The organism is Streptomyces sp. NPDC102514 (genome assembly GCF_055584525.1).
This window is the reverse complement of sequence record NZ_JBVJLW010000001.1, coordinates 485,216-503,388: the sequence shown is the minus strand read 5'-3', so window position 1 is coordinate 503,388 and position 18,173 is coordinate 485,216. Positions and strand designations below refer to the sequence as shown.

The window sequence follows — 18,173 nt, the reverse complement described above, 5'->3', positions numbered from 1 at the left end:
CCGGTCCGTCGTGGCGTGACACCGAGGGGCGGACGAGGGGCGGTTCTCGGACCGCGGCCGGCGGTATTCGGACAGCAACGCTTATTGGGCGCATGACCAATTGCTTATTGGTCGCATACTCAATAACATTCACGGCATGACGTCAAGAGGTCCGGGCAAGCGGGTCCGCAAGGCTCCCGCGGAGCGCCGCCACGAGATCGTCGCGGTCGCCGCGCAGGTCGGCCTCGTCGAGGGGCTCGAGTGCATCACCCTGCGCAGGGTCGCCGACGAACTCGGTGTCCAGCCCGGACTCGTCGGCCACTACTTCCCCGCGGCCGACACCCTGGTGGCCGAGGCCTTCACGGCCGCCACCATGGCCGACCTGGACACCCTGCTGCCCGAGCGGCCGGACGGCCCCGGCGACGACACCCCGCGGGCGGTCCTGCGGCGGTTCTTCACACTGATGTCCAGCACCGAGTTCGACAACGTGAGCAGGCTCTGGCTCAACGCCCGGCATCTCTCGCGCTACCGCCCCGGACTGCGCGAGCACGTCGTGGCGCAGGAACTGCTGTGGTGCACGCGCATAGAGAAGGCGATCACGGCCGGTACGGAATCAGGGGACTTCGTCTGCGCCAACCCGCGGGCCGCGGCCGTCCGCATCCTGGTGGCGATCGACGGGGCCAGTGCCTACATCAACACCAGCGCCGAACAGCGCGGCGCCCCGATCACCCACTTGGCCAGGACCGTGGCGGAGGCCGAACTGGGGCTCGGGGCGGGGGCGTTGGAGCCAACGAGCGAGCCTGCCTGAAGCGCGGCAGCACCATACGGGTGACCATGCGGGTGCTCGTAGGTGCTCGTTGGTGCTGCCGCGAAGGATCAGACGGTCACCGGGACCCTTCCGTCACGGGCTCGGTGACGGGGCGCGTGGCACGCTCGCGTCCCGCCAGGCGTTCCAGCGCGAAGGCACCCGGGCCGAAGAACACGATGAGCAGGAACCCCCAGCAGAAGAGCACCGGGGCCAGCCCGCCGTTCTGCAGCGGGAAGAGGCCGTCCTGCTGGTGCTCCGTGAAGTACGCGAACGCCATGATCCCCGAGCTGAGGAACGCCGCGCCGCGTGTGGCGACCCCGAGGAGCACCAGGGCGCCGCACACCAGCTCGATCACCCCGGCGTACCAGAAGGGCCAGTCGCCCGTCGGACTGGCCTTGCGGTCCAGCACCCCGAAGACCGTGGCAGCGCCCTCGGTGGTGAACAACAGGCCGAGGACCATACGGAACAGGCCCAGTACGAAGGGCTGGCGCGACGTCAGCCAGTCGCCGAGGCGCGAAGTGGTCATCAGAACTCCTCAGAGGTCGGTAAGCGATCGGTCGGTGCGCGACCGGTCAGTACGTGATCGATGGAATGAGGGGGAAATGGACCACGGAGTCCGGGTCGCGTCCCTCAGTCGTCCGTACGTGCGCGGGGCGCCCCGGGTTCAACCGGATGCCGAGGTCGTGGGCCGCTGACCGGCTCCTGTCCGCGAGCCGGGCTGCGTGACGGCCTTCGCGACGGGCTCCGTGACGAGCTTCGTGGGGGCCTTCGTGACGGGGTCGGTGTGTCCGGTTTGACTTGAAGCGCTTCAAGTAGCGGAGGCTACTCACATGTCAGCGACCAGACAGCAAGCCGCGGACCTGACCATCCAGGAGATGGCCCGGCGATCGGGCTTCGCCGAATCCACGCTCCGCTACTACGAGAAGATCGGCCTCCTGGGCCCGGTCGCCCGCGACGAGTCCAGCGGGCATCGCCGGTACGGGCCCGCGACCGCGGATCGTGTCGAGGCGCTGTCCTGCCTGCGCTCGGCCGGGATGACGGTCACCGGGATGCGGCGCTATCTGGACCTGCTCGCCCGAGGGGACTCCGCCGCGGCCGAACAGCGGGACCTGTTCGCCGGGCAGGCCGAGGTACTGGCCGCCGACATCGAACAGCTTCAGCTGCGCCTGACGTATCTGCGGCGCAAGGCGGACCTGTGGGACGCCCGGGTCCGCGGGGACGCCGCCGCCGAGAAGCAGGCGGCCGAAGACGTCCTCGACGTGATGCACCGATTCTGATTCTGACTCCGCGTCCGAAGAGCAGAACCGAAGGATTGAAGGACTGACGACCATGAACGCAGAAGATTTCGACACCGCTTCCCAGGAACTCGGCACCGTACTCGTCACCGGCGGTACGGGACTCGTCGGCAGCCACTCGATCGCCCGGCTGTTGCGCGAGGGACACCGGGCCCGCGTGACGGTACGGGAGCCGGGGCAGGAAGCCGGGGTGCGGGCGGCACTGCGCCGCGCCGGGGTCGATCCGGCGGACCGGCTGGAGTTCGCCGTCGCGGACCTCGGCTCGGACGCCGGGTGGGGAGCGGCCCTGGACGGCGTCGGCCACGTACTGCACCACGCCTCACCCTTCCCGGTCAGGCCGCCGGAGACGGAGGACGAACTGATCCGGCCCGCTCGCGAGGGTGCGTTGCGGGTTATCGCGGCAGCCCGGGAGGCCGGTGTGCCGCGGGTCGTGATGACGTCCTCCTACGCCGCGGTCGGATACACGCTGAAGCCCGACAACCGCTACTCGGAGACGGACTGGACCGACCCCGACACCGAGGGCCTGCCCGCCTATCACAAGTCGAAGGTCCTGGCCGAGCGCGCGGCCTGGGACTACGCCCGCGCCCACGGCGACATCGAACTGACCGTCATCAACCCCACGGGCATCTTCGGTCCCCCGCTGGGCGACCGGCCCTCGGGCTCCGTCGGTCTGGTCCAGGGCATGCTGACCGGGCAGTTGCCGGTGGTGCCGGTCATGTACTTCGGTGTCGTGGACGTACGGGACGTCGTGGATCTGCATCTGCGCGCCATGCTGCACCCGAAGGCGGCGGGTGAACGTTTCATCGCCGTCGGCGGGCCGTCGATCAGCTTCTTCGACATGGCGGGCATCCTGCGCCGGCACTTTCCCGCCGCGGCCGGTCTGCTGCCCGCCACGGAACTGACCGTCGAACAGGTACGCGAGGCGGCGAAGACCGATCCGACCCTGCGGGACGCCGCGACCCTGCGGGGCCGCATCCCTGTCATCAGCAACGAGAAGGCCCGTACGGTCCTGGGCTGGCAGCCGAGGGACGTCACCGAGACGATCGTGGCGACGGCGGCCAGCCTGATCGAGGGCGGTCTGACCCTGCCGTCGGACGACGGAGGCCGTCCCTGACCGGCTCGGCTCCCTGCGCTCCTGGCTCAGTTGTCCCGATTGCCGTGGTGACCCGGCTAGCCTGGGGGTTTCGCCATCGAGAGGAGCCGCCATGCCGGAGGAACCGACACCGGGAGGCCCGTTGGGCACAGCGATGCGGAAGGTGACGTTCCCGGACGGGTCGCGCGGGATCATCCTGGTGAAGGCGGGCACCTCGCAGGAGGAAGCGGATCTGCAGGCGGCGCAGGTGTGGGCGGAGCGGTCGGAGCGGGGCCAGGCCAACAGCTAGGGCCGTTCCGGCCGGAGCCGGTGAGGCTTCTCCGTGTCCCGGGCGGAGGCGAAGTTCCCCATGAGCGCCGGGACGCAGGGCACTACTCGGGGCCGGAGGTCTCCCGGGTACGAGCCTGGTGCCGACGGGCCTTGAGCCGGTTCCCGCAGGTCTTCATCGAGCACCAGCGCGCGGTGTTGGCACGACTGCGGTCCAGGAGGAAGAGGCGGCATTCGGGGTTCTCGCACGGCCGCAGCCGGCCGGGCATGTGCTCCTTGACGTCCGCCCACGCGAGGACGAGTTCCGCGGCGAGTCTTCGTTCCGCCGGCGCCTCCAGGTGCCACTCGATGCCCGAGGCACTGGGCTGAGGGACCTTGTGAACGCCCGCGAGCAGCTCACCCAGCCGGGTCTCCGCAGCCGTGGCCGACGCCACCGCCTGGAGCGCGTCCCGGGCGGTGCGCAGCCACCGGCGCTCCTCGTCGCCGCCGAGACCCCCGTGCTCCCGCGCCCACCTGTCCAGTTCCTGGTCGGCACGCCACAGGTCCTGGCGTCGGCCGTCCACGACAGGGGTGCTGTTCAGCGCCTGCATCAGGGCCTGGCCGTCCAGCACGGGTCCCACCTCACCAACTAACTCCATTGAGACGTTTGACAGGTTACCCCAAACGCGGTCTATTTGACGCCGAGAGGTAACCGTCATGAACCATCGAAGAGGTTAGCCATGGTCGAGATCCGCCATCAGTACGCGACAGTGCGGGGACATCGCGTCTTCTACCGCGAGGCAGGGCCCCGCGAGGCCCCCACCCTTGTGCTGCTGCATGGGTTCCCCACCAGTTCGCGCATGTTCCGCCACCTCATCCCGGCGCTGGCCGACCGCTTCCATGTCATCGCCCCCGACCACCTCGGCTTCGGCAACTCCGACACCCCGTCCGTGGACGCGTTCACCTACACCTTCGACTCCCTGACCGACATCACCGAAGCCCTGCTGGACCAGCTCGGCGTCACGCGCTACGCCGTGTACGTGCAGGACTACGGCGCACCCATCGGGTGGCGGCTGGCCCTGCGCAACCCGGACGCGATCACCGCGGTGATCACTCAGAACGGCAACGCCTACGAGGACGGTTTCGTACCGGAGTTCTGGAAGCCCGTGCGGGCGTACTGGGACAGCCCGGGGCCGGAGACCGAACCTGCCGTCCGGGCCGCCCTCTCGCTCGACGCCATCCGCTGGCAGTATCTGCACGGCGTGGACCGGCCCGAGCTGGTCGACCCCGACACCTGGGCCGCCGACCACCGCGAGGTCAACCGTCCGGGCAACGATCTCGTTCAGCTCGCCCTGTTCGGCGACTACGCCGGCAACCCGCCTCTCTACCCCGAGCTGCACGCCTACTTCCGGGAACGCCGGGTCCCCCTCCTCGCGGTGTGGGGTGCGGGCGACGAGATCTTCGGCCCGGACGGTGCGCGGGCCTTCGCCCGGCACCTGCCGGACGCGGAGATCCACCTGATACCCGGCGGCGGCCACTTCCTGCTCGAAAGCCACCTGGACACCGTCGCCGGGTACATCCGCGGGTTCCTGACCGCCACCGGTTGAGGGCGGACCGTGGCCCGGGATTCTCAGATGGAGAACCGCTCCTTGCGCAACAGCGGACGCACCCGGGCGTTGAAGCCCGCCGTGCGGAACGGGGTCTGGAGCAGACCGGGGCGCAGATGCTGGGCGATGGCCGCGGTGATCATGCCTTGGTCCAGGGCCAGTACGTGGTCACTCACGCGGCCGGTCGTCACATCGACCGAGTCGCGGAAACCGTAGCGGTCGTCGTAGGCGCCGAAGGCACGGTCCAGGGCGCGGAGATTGGAAAGGGCCTCGGCAGGGGCCTGGGGCAGGGCGAGGAAGGAGGCGTGCGGGGTGACGACGCCCAGGGAGTTGTAGCCGTCCTCCTGCATACCGATGGCGTCGACGCCGTACTCCCGGTAGCCGCCGGCGGGTATGGAGGCCGGGGAGAAGCCCCAGTAACCCAGGTCCTCCTCGATCAGGCCGTGTTCGATATGGCTGCGGACGTAACGCCGGTGGGTGGTGCCCCAGGAACGCGGGGACCACTCGGACTCGGGCACGAACAACGGGACCATCAGCGCCTCGAACATGGAACCGCCCCAGGTGGGGACGAGGTCCCGGCCGCGGTAGGTGTAGTGGCCCTCCCACACACGTACGCCGTCGATCTCGACGTACTCGCCCCGCGGTTCCTGTTCCTGACCCATGCCCGGCAGCATGGTGCGGAGCAGATGCCAGTAGTGCTCGGTGGGCAGTGTGCCGTCGGCGATACCGAGGTAACTGGCCATCCGGGGTTCGGTGTTGAGGGCGCCGTAGTGGTGGCCCGTGGGCTCGCCCTTACCGGGCTTGTCCGGCCAGAAGCCGCCACGCAACTGCCCGGGACCGGCGACGGGGTCGGCCGGGTCGTAGGGCGTGTAGTAGTACGACCAGTCGGCGTCGGCGAGGAGGGCGGCTACGCGGGGACGCAGTTCGGGGGCGGCGTCCGCGGCGATCCGCAGGCCGGTCACCAGCCACGCGTTGTCGACACTGGACAGGAAGGGCCGTATCGGGTCGCCGGTCTCCGGCCAGGCCGTCAGCAGTGAACCGTCGTGCGCGTCGTACCAGTTGAACCACATCCCGTGGGCACGTTCCAGGCGTTCCACGGCGGCGATCGTGCGGGCCAGCCGGCGGTGCATGGTGGCCGCGGAGATGACACCGAGTCCGGCTGCCGCGACGGTGGACCACAGGCCGCAGCCGATGTTGGTCGGTGAGGTCTGCGCGGACGGTACGGGCGTCCCGCTGCCGCTGACGTCGATCTTGTCGGCGGCCAGGCCGAATTCGGTCGTCATGGCCTCCATCGAGCGGTGGGTCGCGACGAACCAGTCATGCAACAGGCGGCGTTCGGTGTCGGTCCGCCCGGTAGGGGCGGCGTGGGCCGTGCCGGTGAGGGAGGTGGCGCACGTGGCGGCGGCGGTGGTCGCTGCGGCGGTCAGGAAGCTACGACGGTTCATGCGGCTCTGGCTCCTCTGCGGTGAGCAGGCAGGCGGAAGGGTGCGTGTCCGTGGTGCTGAACGGCGGTACAGGGGTGAGGCAATGGAATGCGGGGTGGCGCGGTGAAGTGGGGATGGAGCTGGGGGTGGGGCGGGAACCGGCCGGTGTCAGGTGCCGGCCGGCTCCCGGTCTGGGGGGTGCGGTCAGACCGCGGTGCGCGGCAGGACGCGGTCGCGGCCGAGACTGCCGAGCCACACGGCGGACGGCTTCGCCGTGCGCTCGAAGGTCTGCGGGTCCAGGGCGATGAGCCCGAAGGTCGGCTTGAACGAGCCCCATTCGTAGTTGTCGAGGGCGCTCCACGCAAGGTAGCCCTGCACGTTCAGGCCGTCCTCGATCGCGGCGGCGACCTCTCCGAGGGCGCCGGTGTAGTAGTCCACGCGGCGGGTGTCGTCCGAGGCGGCGATCCCGTTCTCGGTGACGATGAGCGGGGTGCCGTCGCCGATGACCTCGGCGGTGTGGCGCAGGGCGTACCCGACGGCGGCCGGGTAGTACTCCCACTGCGTGAGGGTGCGCTCTACGTCGTCCGGCGCCGGGACGGGCCCGGTCTCGGCGATCTTCGTGCGGGTGTAGGACTGCACGCCGATCCAGTCGTCGCCGCGGGCGGCCTCGATGAAGACGTCCTCGCGGGGGTGGCGGTAGTCGGCGGTGACCTGCTCGGCGCCGGGCAGGGCCTGGTAGACCTGGTTGGCGATGGTCCAGCCGACCTGGATGTCGGGGTGACCTGCGCGGATGACCTTGACGGCCGCGTGGTGGGCGGCGATGACCGCGCGGGTGGTCTCCTCGTCCGGGGTGGGCAGACCGGCGGGCGGGAAGCCCTGGTTGCCGGTCTTGGCGAGGCCTGCCATGACGGCGATCATGTTCGGCTCGTTGATGGTGCACACGTGCCGGACGCCGTCGGCGATGACGGGCGCGCACTCCTCGACGTACCGCGCGAAGAGTTCGACCGCGCCGTCGGCGGTCCAGCCGCCGAAGTCCTCGAACCACTGCGGGACGGTGAAGTGGTGCAGGGTGACCATCGGGCGCAGCCCGCGGGCGAGGGCGCCTTCGACCATCCGGCGGTAGTGGGCGATCTCGGCGCGGGAGAAGGTACCGCGCACGGGCTCGATACGGGCCCACTCGATGCTGAACCGGTAGTCGGTGAAGCCCAGTTCGGCGAGCAGGTCCATGTCCTGCTCCCAGCGGTGGTAGCTGTCGCAGGCGTCCAGGCTGGGCTCGGCGATCCCGGCGGCGGGGTCGTGTTCCTTGCGCCACCAGTCGCTGTTGACGTTGTTGCCCTCGATCTGGTGGGCGGCCGTGGAGGCGCCCCACAGGAAGCCGTCGGGGAAGCGGGTGGTGGAGTACGTCATCGTCCGTATCTGTCTTTCTGGTGTGGGGGTGGGAGTGGGGAGTCGCGGTGGTGGCGGCACGGCGATCCGGCCCGGGGGTCGACGGAGGGACCGTTCGGCCGGCGGGTGCGGGAGGCCGGGAGAAGTGGGCGCACGGAGGCCGGAGGAGGCCCGCGGAAAGAGGTGTCCGGTGGGCTACTTCAGGCCCGCCGTCGCGATGCCCTGGGTGAAGTGCCGTTGCAGGACGGCGAACACGGCCAGGACCGGGAGCACGACGAGGAGCGAGCCGGCCATCAGCATGCCGTTGCCGCCGCCGACCGTGCGGTTGGGATCGTTGGCGAAGGTCGCGAGCGCCACCGGGAGGGTGTACTTGTCCGGATCGTTGGTGGCGATCAGGGGCCAGATGAAGTTGTTCCAGGAACCCAGGAAGGTGAAGATCGTCAGCGTCGCGAGGGCGGGCTTGACCAGCGGGATCACGATCCGCCAGAAGATGTACCACTCCCCCGCGCCGTCGAGGCGGGCCGCCTCCAGCAGTTCGTCGGGCACGGACTGCATGAACTGCCGCATCAGGAACACTCCGAACGCGCCCGCCGCGAAGGGCAGGACCAGCCCGGCGTACGTGTCGATGAGGCCGAGGCCGTTCATCAGCACGTACAGCGGCAGGATCATGAGGTTGCCGGGGACCATCAGGGCGGCCAGCACGAGGGCGAAGACCTTGGAGCGCCCGGTGAAGTCGAGCTTGGCCAGCGCGTAGCCGAGCATGGAGCAGAACAGCAGATTGCTGACGGTCACGAGGACGGCCACGATCAGCGAGTTCAGGAAGTACTGCGGCATGTCGAGCTGGTCGAGCAGCGACGTGAAGTTGTCCAGCGTCCAGCGGGAGGGGATCCATACGGGCGGGTTCGCCGTGAGGTCCTGCTTCGTCTTGAACGCGGACAGTGCCATCCACAGGAACGGGGCGGCCATCACGAGCAGGGCGACCGAGGCGATCACGTACAGCAGCGGGGTGCGCCCGCGGCCGGTGCGTCGGCGGGCCGGGGCCTTGTGAGTCTTCTCGGCGGTCTCGGCGGTCATCGGGTGTTGTCCTTCAGCAGTCGGAGCTGGAGCACCGTGATGCCCATGATCACGACGAACAGGACGTACGCCATGGCACTGGCATAGCCCATGTGGAAGAAGTTGAAGCCCTCGCGGTACATGTCGAGCGACACGGTCAGCGTGGAGTCGGACGGGCCGCCCTGGGTCATCACGAAGGGCTCCTCGAAGACGTTCAGGTAGCCGATGGTGGTGATGACCGTGGCGTACAGCAGGGTGGGGCGCAGCAGGGGGATCGTGATGCCGCGCAGTTCCTGCCAGACTCCGGCGCCGTCGAGACGGGCCGCTTCGCGGACGTCCGTGGGGATCGCCTGGAGGCCGGCGATGCACAGCACCATGACGGTGCCCAGGTTGCGCCACACCGCCACGGTGATCAGGGACGGCATCGCCCAGGTCTCCGAGCCGAGGAAGTCCGGTGCGGTCAGGCCGACTTCGGAGGCGAGGGAGGCGATCAGTCCGTCGGACGGGTCGAGCACGAAGCGCCAGACGACGGCCACGGCGACGATGGTCGTGACGACCGGCGCGTAGAAGCCGACGCGGAACAGGGTGCGGGCCCGGTGGATGCCGTTGTTCAGCAGGATCGCCGCGAGCAGTCCGAGAACGATGGTCGCGGGTACGCCGACGACCACGAAGTAGGCGGTGTTGAACAGGGCCTTGAGGAACTTGTCGTCCTGGAACAGCCGGGTGTAGTTGTCCAGGCCGACGAACTCCGCCTCCAGCGGCCGGGTGACGTTCCGGGCGCCGAAGTCGGTGAAGCTCATCAGGAGCGTGGCGACGATCGGGAAGAGCATGAAAACGCCGAACAGCACCAGGAACGGTGTGGAGAACAGCCATCCGGTCAGATTGTGCTTGCTGAGCGAGCGGTTGGCACGGCGCTTGCGACCTGCCTTGCCACCGCCGTGCGGGCTCTTGTCGACGGCCGCCGCCTGCGGGGCGGCCGGTCCTGTGGTGAGGGACATGAGGGGGACTTTCTCCTACGGCCTCCTGCTGCCTGCTACTGCACGAGGCCTTCGATCTCGGACTGGGCCTTGTCCAGCGCTTCCTTCGCGGAGGACTTGCCCTGGGTGACCGACTCGATGGCGGTGTCCACCTTGGAGGTGATCTCGGTCAGCTTGGGCTGGGAGGGGGTGGCGCGGGCGGTGTCCATCTGCTGCCTCCACACCTGCATGGTCGGGTCGTCGGCGAGGTCACCGGTCGTCCAGGCCTCGGTGTTGGCGGGCAGGTCGTTGGTCCGCTCGAACCAGTCGGCCTGGCCCTTGGCGCCGGTGAGGTAGGCGACGAGTTCCTTGGCGGCGGCCTTGTGGTCGCTGTCGGCGGAGATGGCCAGGCTGGAACCGCCGGCCATGGACACGGACGCCACGTCGGCGGGTACGGGGGCGACGGCCCACTTGTCCTTGAGGTCGGGGTAGTTCTCGTCGATGAGGTTCGTGAGCCAGGGGCCGCCGAAGAACATGGGGACGGCGCCGGTGTTGAAGTCCTTGGTGACGTCGTAGCCGGGGCGTACGGACTTCTCGCTCAGGCCCTTGTCGAAGTAGCTGCCGTAGTTCTCCAGCGCCTTGACGGCCGCGGCGGAGTTCACGGCGGCCTTGCCGTCCTCGTCGATGATGGCGCCGCCGGCGGAGTACAGGAACTGGTAGAAGCTCTGTACGGTGTCGAGGCCGCCCGGCTGGATGGACAGGCCCCACTTGGTGTCGGCCTGCTTCTGGTACGCCTCGGCTGCGCTCTGCAGCTCGGCCATGGTGGCCGGGGCCTTCTCGATGCCGGCCTTCTTGGCGAGGTCCGTGCGGTAGAAGAGGACGCGCGTGTCGACGTACCACGGGGCGCCGTAGGTCTTGCCGTCGTAGGAGCCCTGCTGCCAGGCGGCGGGGAAGTAGTCGGTCTCGTGGACGGTCTTGGAGTCGACCGGCTCCAGGACGCCCATGTCGGCGAACTCACCCAGGTAGCTTCCGCCCATCTGCATCACGTCGGGCAGCTTGCCCGCGGCAGCGGCGGCGACCAGCTTCTGGTGGGCCACGTCCCAGCCGATCGGGGTGACCTTGACCGTGAGGTTGGAGTGGGTCTTCTCGTACTCCTCGGCCACGTCGCCGAGCTTCTCCCCCTCCGTGCCCATCGCCCATACGGTCAGGGTCTGCTTGGCGTCTGCTGCCACGCCCGCGCCACCCGAGCCGCCACAGGCGGTGAGGGTGAGGGCAGATGCCAGGGTGAGTGCGATCGACCCGGTTGCGGCGGCGCGGTTCATGGGCGGCTCCTCCTTGAGCGTTCTGACTGACGTTCACGGCTGCAGTTCACGGCCGAGGTGCACGCCTGACATTCACGATGTATGCGCTGCCTGTAAGCGCATACATCACTCTGTGGCAGTGATTCCCGGCCTGGCAAGAGGGGGCTTGGTCACACTCCCGTAACGGGCGGGACATTTTGTGGGCGGGTTCTGGTGTTCGACTGCCTCGCCCTGCCCGGAGAGGGGTGGGGGACAGTCTGTGCGGGAGCAACGCAAAACGGATCATTGCATGGGGTGGCGCTCCGCTTGGGGTGGGGATGGGGGGTGGGGGTGGGGGGCTTGTGGCGTTCCCCGCGACCACCTCGCGCCGCTTTCGGGGGAGGGCGGGCCGTTGTCGGGTGCGGGTTGTGGTGGGCTGATTGCGCCGTTCCCCGCGCCCCTTTCCGGGGCCCGGCCCGACGTCGGGTGCCGGTCGTTGTGGGCTGAGCGCGCCGTTCCCCGCGCCCCCTGCGGGGCCCCGGCCCGACGTCGGGTGACGGTCGTCGTGGGGGGGGCGTGGGCCTCTGGGGGATGGGGTGGCTGGTTACAGTCTGTGTGTGGCTTCTTCTTTTTGCTTCTCTGCGGGGGGTTCGGGCCGGGGGTACGGGCTTGAGGAGTTGTTGGCTGTGGGGGTTCCGCGTGAGCCCGCGGACTTTGGCCACTTCTGGCAGGAGCGGCGGGACGCGGCGGCTCGGGTGGAACCGCGGCCACAGCTCGGCGAGGTCGTGGAGGAGCGCGACGGCTTCCGCGTGCACGAGGTCTTCTACGACGCGCTCGGCGGCAGGTGTGCCGCTTTGCTGGCGCTACCGTGCCACGGGCCCGTACGCCACGGTTTCGTCATCGGGCACGGCTACGGCGGACGCAAGGATGCCGGCGCCGACATCCCGCTTCCGCTGGCGGAGTCCGCCGCGATCCTGCCGATCGCGCCCGGCCTTCCCGCTCTCGGTCTGCGGCCGGGGGTGCCCTCGGACCCGGACGGGCACGTCCTGCACGGCATCGGCTCGCGGGACACCTACCTCATCGGCGACTGCGTCGCGGCCGTGTGGGGCGCCGCCTCGGCCCTGCTGGAACTGGTTCCCTCGGCCGCGCTGGACGGCAGGCGACTGGGCTACCTCGGCGAGAGCTTCGGTGGCGGGATCGGCGCGCTGGCGCTGCCCTGGGACGACCGGTTCACCGCGGCCGGGCTGACCGTGCCGACCTTCGGTAACCACCCACTGCGGTGCACCCTCCCCTGCACCGGCAGCGGCGAGTCCGTGCGCACCCATGTACGCGAGCATCCGGAAGCCCTCGATGTCCTCGCCTACTTCGACGCGGCGACCGCGGCGACACACCTGCGTATCCCGGTGCTGTCCGCCTGCGCCCTGTTCGACCCTGTCGTGCCACCGCCGGGCCAGTTCGCCGTGCACAACGCACTCGCCGGTCCGCGCCGACTGGAGGTTCTGGACGCCGGGCACCTTCCCTACCCGGGTGAGCCGGAGCAGCGACGTCAACTGGGGCAGGTCACGTCGGAGTTCTTCGGATCGTGGTTGGGGTGAGGAGAGGAGGAGGCGAGGAGGGGAGATAACCGGCTACCGGAAACAGGTCTCTCGTCGGCTCGTGCACACTTCCCCTCATGACAACGATCTCGACGCTCGACGGCCGACAGCTCGACATGGCCGTGACCGGGCCCGCGGACGGAATTCCGCTGCTCTTCCACCACGGCACCCCCGGCAGCCTGCGGCCGATCCGCTCCATGGAACGCGCTGCTCACGCACGCGGGCTGCGGTTCGTGACCTTCTCCCGTGCCGGGTACGGCGGGTCCACACGCGCGCCGGGCCGCGCTGTCGTGGACGTGGCCTCGGACGTGCGGGCCGTGCTCGACCACCTCGGTGCGCCGCGTTGCCTGGTCAGCGGCTGGTCGGGCGGCGGGCCACACGCCCTGGCCACGGCGGCACGGCTGGCCGACCGGGTCGCCGGAGTCCTGGTCATCGCCGGAGTCGCGCCGTACGGCCTGCCGGAGATGGACTTCCTGGCCGGCATGGGCGAGGGGAACATCGAGGAGTTCGGCCTGACCGTACGCGGGGAGGCCGCGCTGCGCCCCTACTTGGAGAGGGAGGCGGCCGGACTGCGCGACACCGACGCGGCGGGACTGATCGCCGGTATGCGGAGCGTGCTGTCCCCGGTCGACCGTGCCGCGCTGACGGAGGAGCTCGGCGAGGATCTGGCCGCGAACTTCGCGGAGGGACTGCGGCTCGGCGTGGACGGCTGGGTCGATGACGACCTCGCGTTCACCAGGCCCTGGGGGTTCTCGCTGGAGGAGATCACGGTGCCCGGCTTCGTCTGGCAGGGCAGTGAAGACCTGATGGTGCCGTTCGCCCACGGGCAATGGCTCGCGGCGAACCTTCCGCGGGCCGTGGTCCACCTCGAAGACGGTGAGGGCCACCTCTCGGTGGCCGTGGGCGCCGCCGACCGCATGCTGGACGAACTGATCCAGGTGTTCTGAGATCCGGCACTGACATTCAGCTATGGGACCCGGTGTCGGGACCTGGCTCCGGGACCCGCTGCTGGGACGTGGGCCTGCGAACCGGTGCCGGCACTCGGCCCGGATCAGGGGTTCCAGAACACCTCGGTGAACGTGCGGTCGAAGCGCCGCGCCGCCAGGTCCGTCCGCTGGATCACCCAGTGGACGCTGGAACCCTCCCAGCCCTGTACGTCCATGCCCGCATGCCAGTCCGCCAGCAGCACCCAGTCCGCGACATCGTCCGAGACCGGTCCGTCCCAGCGGCCCGCTTCCACCGCCCGCAGCACCCTGAACACGGCACGGGCGACCGGGTCCGTGTAGACGACCTCCTCGTCGGCGTATCCCCCGATCTGCAGCGGCCCTTCGGGAGCGATCGCCCCTCGGGTGTGGTCCCAGGCCGCGACGAGTTCCTCCGAGCGCGGATGTCCGGGAAGCGGTCCGCTCCCCGGCTTCCCCGAGATCTCGACCGCGTGGTGGTACGGCAGCGACACCTCGGCCGTCGCCCGCAGCGGACCCTGCGGGAACTCCTCGAACATCGCCTCGTAGTCGTCGAAGTCGTGGGGGTTCCAGGCGTGGCTGTCCCGTTCCACGACGGCCGTGCCGACCGGAACGTACACCGCGCTGCCCATGGTCTCGTGGTCGTCCGCCGTCTCGGGGAAGGCGAACAGCAGCAGGTGGCCGTCGGGAGGCAGCGGGAGGTCCGTCGCGTCGGCGGGCAGGGCCGCGAGGTCTATGGAGGCGACGAAGGGGTGCTCCGGATCCGGTGTGTCGGCGGGAAGCAGGAGCGGACCGCCGAACCGGCCCACGACCGGGCCTCCGCCGCCTTCACCCTCGCCCTCGCCCTCGCCCTCGCCCTGTGTGAGCGTCGCGCACGGGCGGGCGAGGTTCGTCCATCGCTCGACGTCGTCGGCCGGGACGCCGCGCGCGATCGACTCGTCACGGAACAGCCGTAACCGGTCCTGCATCTCGGAAGCCATGCCAGAAGTCATGGTCGAACCGTAGTGGGAGGCTCTGACACGCAGGCTCCGGCACCGGGCCGTGGGCGGCCGGACGAACGTCAGACGACCGTCGGCAGGACCGTCGTCTCCTCACAGCCGCAGCTCGCCCGGCGGGCCACACTGACCGGCAGCATCAGGGAGACGGGCTCCTGCGGAGGCTGTGCGCCCAGCCGTCGTACGAGCAGGTCGACGGCCTCCTCCCCCATACGCACCATCGGCTGGCGCACGGTGGTCAACGCGGGGCGCACCATGCGGCTCAGCGGGATGCCGTCGAAGCCGGTCACGACGACGTCGTCGGGTACGCGCAGGCCACGGCGTTCGAGGGCCTGGAGCGCGCCCACCGCCATCTGGTCGTTGGCGAACACGAACGCCTCGGGCCGGTCGCTGCTTCCCTCGCACAGCAGGCGTGCGGCGCGGGCGCCCTCGGCCTGGGTCATCATCGGCATGCGCAGGGCCGGTGCGACGGCGGTCTCGATGCCTGCCTCGACACAGGCCCGGCGGAAGCCCCGGAAGCGTGCCTCGACATCGGGTGAGTCGTCCAGGAGCCCCACGTAGGCGAGGCGGCGCAGCCCGTGGTCGTGGACCAGGTGCCGGGTCAGCTCGTACTGGCCGTCCTCGTTGGCGACCTCGACGTGGTCGAGATGGTCGAGGGAGGGGTCCTTCGCACGGGGTCCGGCCAGCATCACCACCGGTCGGCGCCGGGAGATCGCTTCGAGTTCCTCCGTCGGCACCGTGCGGGCCATCACGGCGAAGCCGTCCACCCGGCCGGCGACCTGGGCCACCAGGCTCTCCGGGCCCCCGGCGAGGGAGGCCGCGATGAGCAGCGCGTACCCGTGCCGGCGGGCCGCGCGTTCCATGCCCCGGATGATCTGGTCCGAGTAGAGCATCGCGGCGTCGTCGTCCTCGGCGCCGACCGTGTCGGGGTCGGAGTAGTCCGGGAAGCACAGGCCGAGGACACCGGTGGAACGGCTGGCGAGACCCCGGGCGTTGCCGCTCGGCACGTATCCCAGCTCGCTCGCCGCCGCCAGCACGCGTTCGCGGGTGGCGGCCCGTACGGAGTCGGGGCTGCGGTACACCCTGGACACCGTGGCGATGGACACTCCGGAACGTTCGGCCACGTCGTACACCGTGGGATTCGCGTTCACGATGCGGCGCCGTTCATGGGTCAGGCCCCCGTCTCTTGTGATGCATGCATGGCGATGAAAGCGCATTCACACTAGGGGCGTGCACGCCTGTGAGGCAACCGGAACCTCTCTGACCGGCCAAGTCCACGGCCAAGCCCGACGAGCCCGACCGGCTGAACGGCTGAACGGACTTGGCCCCTCAGTCGCGGTCGAGCAGTTCGATCAGGTTGCCGTACGGGTCGGTGACGAAGGCCATGACGGCGCCGGGGCGTGGGGCCGGGCGCGGAGTCATGCTCACTCCCGCGCCGGCCGCGACGAGTCGTGCGAACTCCGCCGTCACGTCCTCCACACACAGGCACATATGGCCGAAGCCGTGTGTGCCCGCCTCGTCGAGGGCGCTGCCCGGTGTCGGGCCCGGGCGGGCCGAGGGGCGGTGGAGCAGTTCGATGCGGTAGCCGCCGGCGTGCAGGAGCATGACCCCGCGCAGATCGGTGCCCGGGATCGCGAACACCGGGGCCGCGGTGAGGTCCAGCGCATCGCAGTACCAGGCGGTGGCGGCCTCCAGGTCGGGCACGGAGATGCCCACGTGGTCGAAGCGTGTCATCGGTCAGCGCACCGCCCGTACGGTCTTCTCCCGGGCCGGGCCGTCGCCCCGCCGGGTGCCACCTGCGGTGTCGCCGGACGACCGGTCGTGCACCGGCTCATCGGGCGCCGGCTCAGCTCGCACGGTGGGCCCCCTCCCCGGCCCCTGTGCCTCGCGGATCATGGTCAGGACCTGGGTCCGCAGGTCGGTGAAGCGGTGGTCGGCGCGGGTGGTGATCTGGTCGCGGTCGGGGCCCAGGCCGACCTGGAGGTTGTCGACGACGGTGGTCGGACGGCCGCCGATGACGACCACGCGGTCGCCCAGGTAGACGGCCTCGTCGATGTCGTGGGTGACGAGGACGACGGTGATGCCGAGGGAGGCGCGGAGCGAGAGTGTCAGGTCCTCCAGGTCGAAGCGGGACTGGGCGTCGACCGACCCGAAGGGCTCGTCCATCAGCAGTACGGGCGCCTCGTAGGCGAGTCCGCGGGCGATGGCCACCCGCTGCTGCATACCGCCCGAGAGCTGCCAGGGGTACTTGTCGCCGACGTCCGCCAGGCCGACGGCGTCCAGGCATTCCTCGGCCCGCCGGTTGCGTTCGGCGCGCTTGACTCCCATTCCCTCCAGAGGGAAGGCCACGTTGTCCCGTACCCGCATCCAGGGCAGCAGGGAACCGCGGTAGTCCTGGAAGACGACCGCGATGTCGGCGTGCGGGCGGGTGAGGAGTTCGTCGCCGTAGCGGATCGTGCCCGTGGTGGGGCGGATCAGTCCGGACAGACAGCGCAGCAGGGTGGTCTTGCCCGCGCCGGACGGGCCGACGACGCAGACGAACTCACCGGGGTCGACCCGCAGGGACAGGCCTTCGATCACCCGGTGCTCGTCCGCGCCGTGGCCGAACGACTTGCCGACGTCCTCCACGACCAGGCTGGAGCCGCCCCTGCCCGTCTTCGCGTGTCGCTGTGTCATGTCTTGGCCTCGCTTCGGGACATGGGCCGCCGGGCACGCGGCGGACGCTGGTGGTACCAGCCGAGCAGCATGTACTCGGCCGCCAGGAGGAGCACGCTCAGGCCGTAGCCGAGGATGCCGATCAGGACGGTGCCGGCCCAGGTCTCCGGGACGGCGAAGCTGGAGCCGCTCTGCAGGATGAAGTTGCCCAGGCCCACGGGGGATCCGTAGATCTCGCTGACGACCATGAGGACCACCGCGATCGAGAGGGCCACGCGGATACCGGCGAAGATCTGCGGCAGGGCTCCGGGAAGCACCACTTTCAACAACCGCAGTCTCCAGGGGATGCGGTAGCCGCGGGCGGTCTCGTGCACGGCCGGGTTGATGCCGTGCACCCCGCTGATGGTGTTGAGCAGGATCGGCCAGAGCGAACCGAGGGCGATGAGGAAGATCTTCGGGCCCGATCCGATGCCCAGGGTCAGGATGATGACCGGGACGAACGCCACCGTAGGGGTCGCGCGGGCGAAGTCCAGGAGCGGGCCGGTCGCCTGTCTCAGCAGATCGATCTCGCCGATGACGAGGCCGGCGCCGACCCCCACGACCGTGGCGAGGGCAAGCCCGAGGGCGATGTTGCGCAGGGAGAACAGCAGGTCGCCGACGAGTCCGCCGTGCAGGAGTTCCCGCCACAGGGTGGCGAGCACATCGGTGGCGGGCGGGAAGTAGAAACTGGTGCTGCCCGCGGTGGCGAGCAGCAGGACGGCGACGCACAGGACCGGCAGCCACAACTGCTTGAGCAGGGACTGCCACAGGGCGCCCGAGGAACGCGTGGACATGGTGTC

Annotated in this window: 19 protein-coding genes; 7 read left to right on the top strand and 12 right to left on the bottom strand. The window is 69.9% G+C overall.

Annotation, left to right across the window (positions count from 1 at the left end):
* The first annotated feature begins 136 nt into the window (after window positions 1-136).
* A complete protein-coding gene (locus tag ACZ60E_RS02330) occupies window positions 137-787 on the top strand; it encodes a TetR/AcrR family transcriptional regulator (RefSeq protein ID WP_469437186.1) in 651 nt (216 codons plus the stop codon).
* 76 nt (window positions 788-863) lie between these two features.
* Here ACZ60E_RS02330 and ACZ60E_RS02325 read toward each other — a convergent pair whose 3' ends face one another.
* The gene (locus tag ACZ60E_RS02325) at window positions 864-1,313 is read right to left on the bottom strand and encodes a DoxX family protein (protein ID WP_384796846.1); all 450 of its coding nucleotides are present in this window, start codon (window positions 1,311-1,313) and stop codon (window positions 864-866) included.
* A 304-nt stretch (window positions 1,314-1,617) separates the two neighbouring features.
* Here ACZ60E_RS02325 and ACZ60E_RS02320 point away from each other — a divergent pair, with 304 nt between their 5' ends.
* The 3 genes from ACZ60E_RS02320 (at window position 1,618) to ACZ60E_RS02310 (ending at window position 3,464) form a co-directional block, all read left to right on the top strand.
* Complete coding sequence (locus ACZ60E_RS02320) at window positions 1,618-2,064, top strand: MerR family transcriptional regulator (protein WP_469437184.1); 447 nt, start codon at window positions 1,618-1,620, stop codon at window positions 2,062-2,064.
* A 52-nt stretch (window positions 2,065-2,116) separates the two neighbouring features.
* The gene (locus ACZ60E_RS02315; protein WP_469437182.1) at window positions 2,117-3,196 is read left to right on the top strand and encodes an NAD-dependent epimerase/dehydratase family protein; all 1,080 of its coding nucleotides are present in this window, start codon (window positions 2,117-2,119) and stop codon (window positions 3,194-3,196) included.
* A gap of 91 nt (window positions 3,197-3,287) precedes the next feature.
* Window positions 3,288-3,464: a hypothetical protein gene (locus tag ACZ60E_RS02310; RefSeq protein WP_384796837.1), complete on the top strand. Its 177-nt coding sequence runs from the start codon at window positions 3,288-3,290 to the stop codon at window positions 3,462-3,464.
* Between the two features lie 82 nt (window positions 3,465-3,546).
* Here the strand turns inward: ACZ60E_RS02310 and ACZ60E_RS02305 are convergent, their stop codons facing one another.
* Window positions 3,547-4,053, bottom strand: a complete 507-nt coding sequence (locus ACZ60E_RS02305; protein ID WP_469437180.1) for a CGNR zinc finger domain-containing protein — start codon at window positions 4,051-4,053, stop codon at window positions 3,547-3,549.
* A gap of 108 nt (window positions 4,054-4,161) precedes the next feature.
* Here ACZ60E_RS02305 and ACZ60E_RS02300 point away from each other — a divergent pair, with 108 nt between their 5' ends.
* Entirely contained in the window at window positions 4,162-5,028 is an 867-nt protein-coding gene (locus ACZ60E_RS02300; protein ID WP_469437178.1) for an alpha/beta fold hydrolase, read from the top strand.
* A 23-nt stretch (window positions 5,029-5,051) separates the two neighbouring features.
* Here the strand turns inward: ACZ60E_RS02300 and ACZ60E_RS02295 are convergent, their stop codons facing one another.
* The 5 genes from ACZ60E_RS02295 to ACZ60E_RS02275 all read right to left on the bottom strand — a co-directional run bounded on the left by ACZ60E_RS02295 (window position 5,052) and on the right by ACZ60E_RS02275 (window position 11,169).
* Complete coding sequence (locus ACZ60E_RS02295; RefSeq protein ID WP_469437176.1) at window positions 5,052-6,473, bottom strand: glucoamylase family protein; 1,422 nt, start codon at window positions 6,471-6,473, stop codon at window positions 5,052-5,054.
* Window positions 6,474-6,656: 183 nt separating this feature from the next.
* Complete coding sequence (locus ACZ60E_RS02290; protein ID WP_469437174.1) at window positions 6,657-7,859, bottom strand: glycoside hydrolase family 1 protein; 1,203 nt, start codon at window positions 7,857-7,859, stop codon at window positions 6,657-6,659.
* Between the two features lie 174 nt (window positions 7,860-8,033).
* Complete coding sequence (locus tag ACZ60E_RS02285) at window positions 8,034-8,912, bottom strand: carbohydrate ABC transporter permease (protein ID WP_384796822.1); 879 nt, start codon at window positions 8,910-8,912, stop codon at window positions 8,034-8,036.
* Window positions 8,909-9,889 carry a carbohydrate ABC transporter permease gene (locus tag ACZ60E_RS02280; protein ID WP_469437171.1) on the bottom strand — a complete coding sequence of 327 codons (981 nt, stop codon included), beginning with the start codon at window positions 9,887-9,889 and terminating at the stop codon, window positions 8,909-8,911. The genes ACZ60E_RS02285 and ACZ60E_RS02280 overlap by 4 nt, the downstream gene beginning before the upstream one ends.
* A 35-nt stretch (window positions 9,890-9,924) precedes the next feature.
* The gene (locus ACZ60E_RS02275; RefSeq protein ID WP_385832172.1) at window positions 9,925-11,169 is read right to left on the bottom strand and encodes a sugar ABC transporter substrate-binding protein; all 1,245 of its coding nucleotides are present in this window, start codon (window positions 11,167-11,169) and stop codon (window positions 9,925-9,927) included.
* Between the two features lie 575 nt (window positions 11,170-11,744).
* Here ACZ60E_RS02275 and ACZ60E_RS02270 point away from each other — a divergent pair.
* Both ACZ60E_RS02270 and ACZ60E_RS02265 read left to right on the top strand, forming a co-directional pair.
* Window positions 11,745-12,722, top strand: coding sequence for an acetylxylan esterase (locus tag ACZ60E_RS02270; protein WP_469437169.1), 978 nt, complete (start codon window positions 11,745-11,747; stop codon window positions 12,720-12,722).
* Window positions 12,723-12,799: 77 nt separating this feature from the next.
* Complete coding sequence (locus ACZ60E_RS02265) at window positions 12,800-13,669, top strand: alpha/beta fold hydrolase (RefSeq protein WP_469437167.1); 870 nt, start codon at window positions 12,800-12,802, stop codon at window positions 13,667-13,669.
* A 104-nt stretch (window positions 13,670-13,773) separates the two neighbouring features.
* Here ACZ60E_RS02265 and ACZ60E_RS02260 read toward each other — a convergent pair whose 3' ends face one another.
* From ACZ60E_RS02260 to ACZ60E_RS02240, 5 genes are all read right to left on the bottom strand, one after another.
* Window positions 13,774-14,676 (bottom strand): DUF1963 domain-containing protein, encoded by a 903-nt coding sequence (locus ACZ60E_RS02260; protein WP_469437164.1) that lies wholly within the window; start codon window positions 14,674-14,676, stop codon window positions 13,774-13,776.
* Between the two features lie 68 nt (window positions 14,677-14,744).
* Entirely contained in the window at window positions 14,745-15,830 is a 1,086-nt protein-coding gene (locus ACZ60E_RS02255) for a LacI family DNA-binding transcriptional regulator (RefSeq protein WP_469437162.1), read from the bottom strand.
* A gap of 178 nt (window positions 15,831-16,008) precedes the next feature.
* A complete protein-coding gene (locus ACZ60E_RS02250; RefSeq protein WP_469437160.1) occupies window positions 16,009-16,413 on the bottom strand; it encodes a VOC family protein in 405 nt (134 codons plus the stop codon).
* Window positions 16,414-16,416: 3 nt separating this feature from the next.
* On the bottom strand, window positions 16,417-17,355 hold the full coding sequence (locus ACZ60E_RS02245) for an ABC transporter ATP-binding protein (RefSeq protein ID WP_469437158.1): 939 nt from the start codon (window positions 17,353-17,355) through the stop codon (window positions 16,417-16,419).
* Window positions 17,352-18,167: an ABC transporter permease gene (locus tag ACZ60E_RS02240; protein ID WP_453790191.1), complete on the bottom strand. Its 816-nt coding sequence runs from the start codon at window positions 18,165-18,167 to the stop codon at window positions 17,352-17,354. The genes ACZ60E_RS02245 and ACZ60E_RS02240 overlap by 4 nt, the downstream gene beginning before the upstream one ends.
* Window positions 18,168-18,173: the final 6 nt, after the last annotated feature.

Coding starts and splice junctions, on each gene's coding strand:
- ACZ60E_RS02250 (WP_469437160.1), bottom strand. CDS start 16,413: ATGACACGCTTCGACCACGTGGGCATCTCCGTGCCCGACCTGGAGGCC.
- ACZ60E_RS02295 (WP_469437176.1), bottom strand. CDS start 6,473: ATGAACCGTCGTAGCTTCCTGACCGCCGCAGCGACCACCGCCGCCGCC.
- ACZ60E_RS02275 (WP_385832172.1), bottom strand. CDS start 11,169: ATGAACCGCGCCGCCGCAACCGGGTCGATCGCACTCACCCTGGCATCT.
- ACZ60E_RS02330 (WP_469437186.1), top strand. CDS start 137: ATGACGTCAAGAGGTCCGGGCAAGCGGGTCCGCAAGGCTCCCGCGGAG.
- ACZ60E_RS02315 (WP_469437182.1), top strand. CDS start 2,117: ATGAACGCAGAAGATTTCGACACCGCTTCCCAGGAACTCGGCACCGTA.
- ACZ60E_RS02325 (WP_384796846.1), bottom strand. CDS start 1,313: ATGACCACTTCGCGCCTCGGCGACTGGCTGACGTCGCGCCAGCCCTTC.
- ACZ60E_RS02290 (WP_469437174.1), bottom strand. CDS start 7,859: ATGACGTACTCCACCACCCGCTTCCCCGACGGCTTCCTGTGGGGCGCC.
- ACZ60E_RS02320 (WP_469437184.1), top strand. CDS start 1,618: ATGTCAGCGACCAGACAGCAAGCCGCGGACCTGACCATCCAGGAGATG.
- ACZ60E_RS02245 (WP_469437158.1), bottom strand. CDS start 17,355: ATGACACAGCGACACGCGAAGACGGGCAGGGGCGGCTCCAGCCTGGTC.
- ACZ60E_RS02310 (WP_384796837.1), top strand. CDS start 3,288: ATGCCGGAGGAACCGACACCGGGAGGCCCGTTGGGCACAGCGATGCGG.
- ACZ60E_RS02280 (WP_469437171.1), bottom strand. CDS start 9,889: ATGTCCCTCACCACAGGACCGGCCGCCCCGCAGGCGGCGGCCGTCGAC.
- ACZ60E_RS02240 (WP_453790191.1), bottom strand. CDS start 18,167: ATGTCCACGCGTTCCTCGGGCGCCCTGTGGCAGTCCCTGCTCAAGCAG.
- ACZ60E_RS02265 (WP_469437167.1), top strand. CDS start 12,800: ATGACAACGATCTCGACGCTCGACGGCCGACAGCTCGACATGGCCGTG.
- ACZ60E_RS02260 (WP_469437164.1), bottom strand. CDS start 14,676: ATGACTTCTGGCATGGCTTCCGAGATGCAGGACCGGTTACGGCTGTTC.
- ACZ60E_RS02300 (WP_469437178.1), top strand. CDS start 4,162: ATGGTCGAGATCCGCCATCAGTACGCGACAGTGCGGGGACATCGCGTC.
- ACZ60E_RS02285 (WP_384796822.1), bottom strand. CDS start 8,912: ATGACCGCCGAGACCGCCGAGAAGACTCACAAGGCCCCGGCCCGCCGA.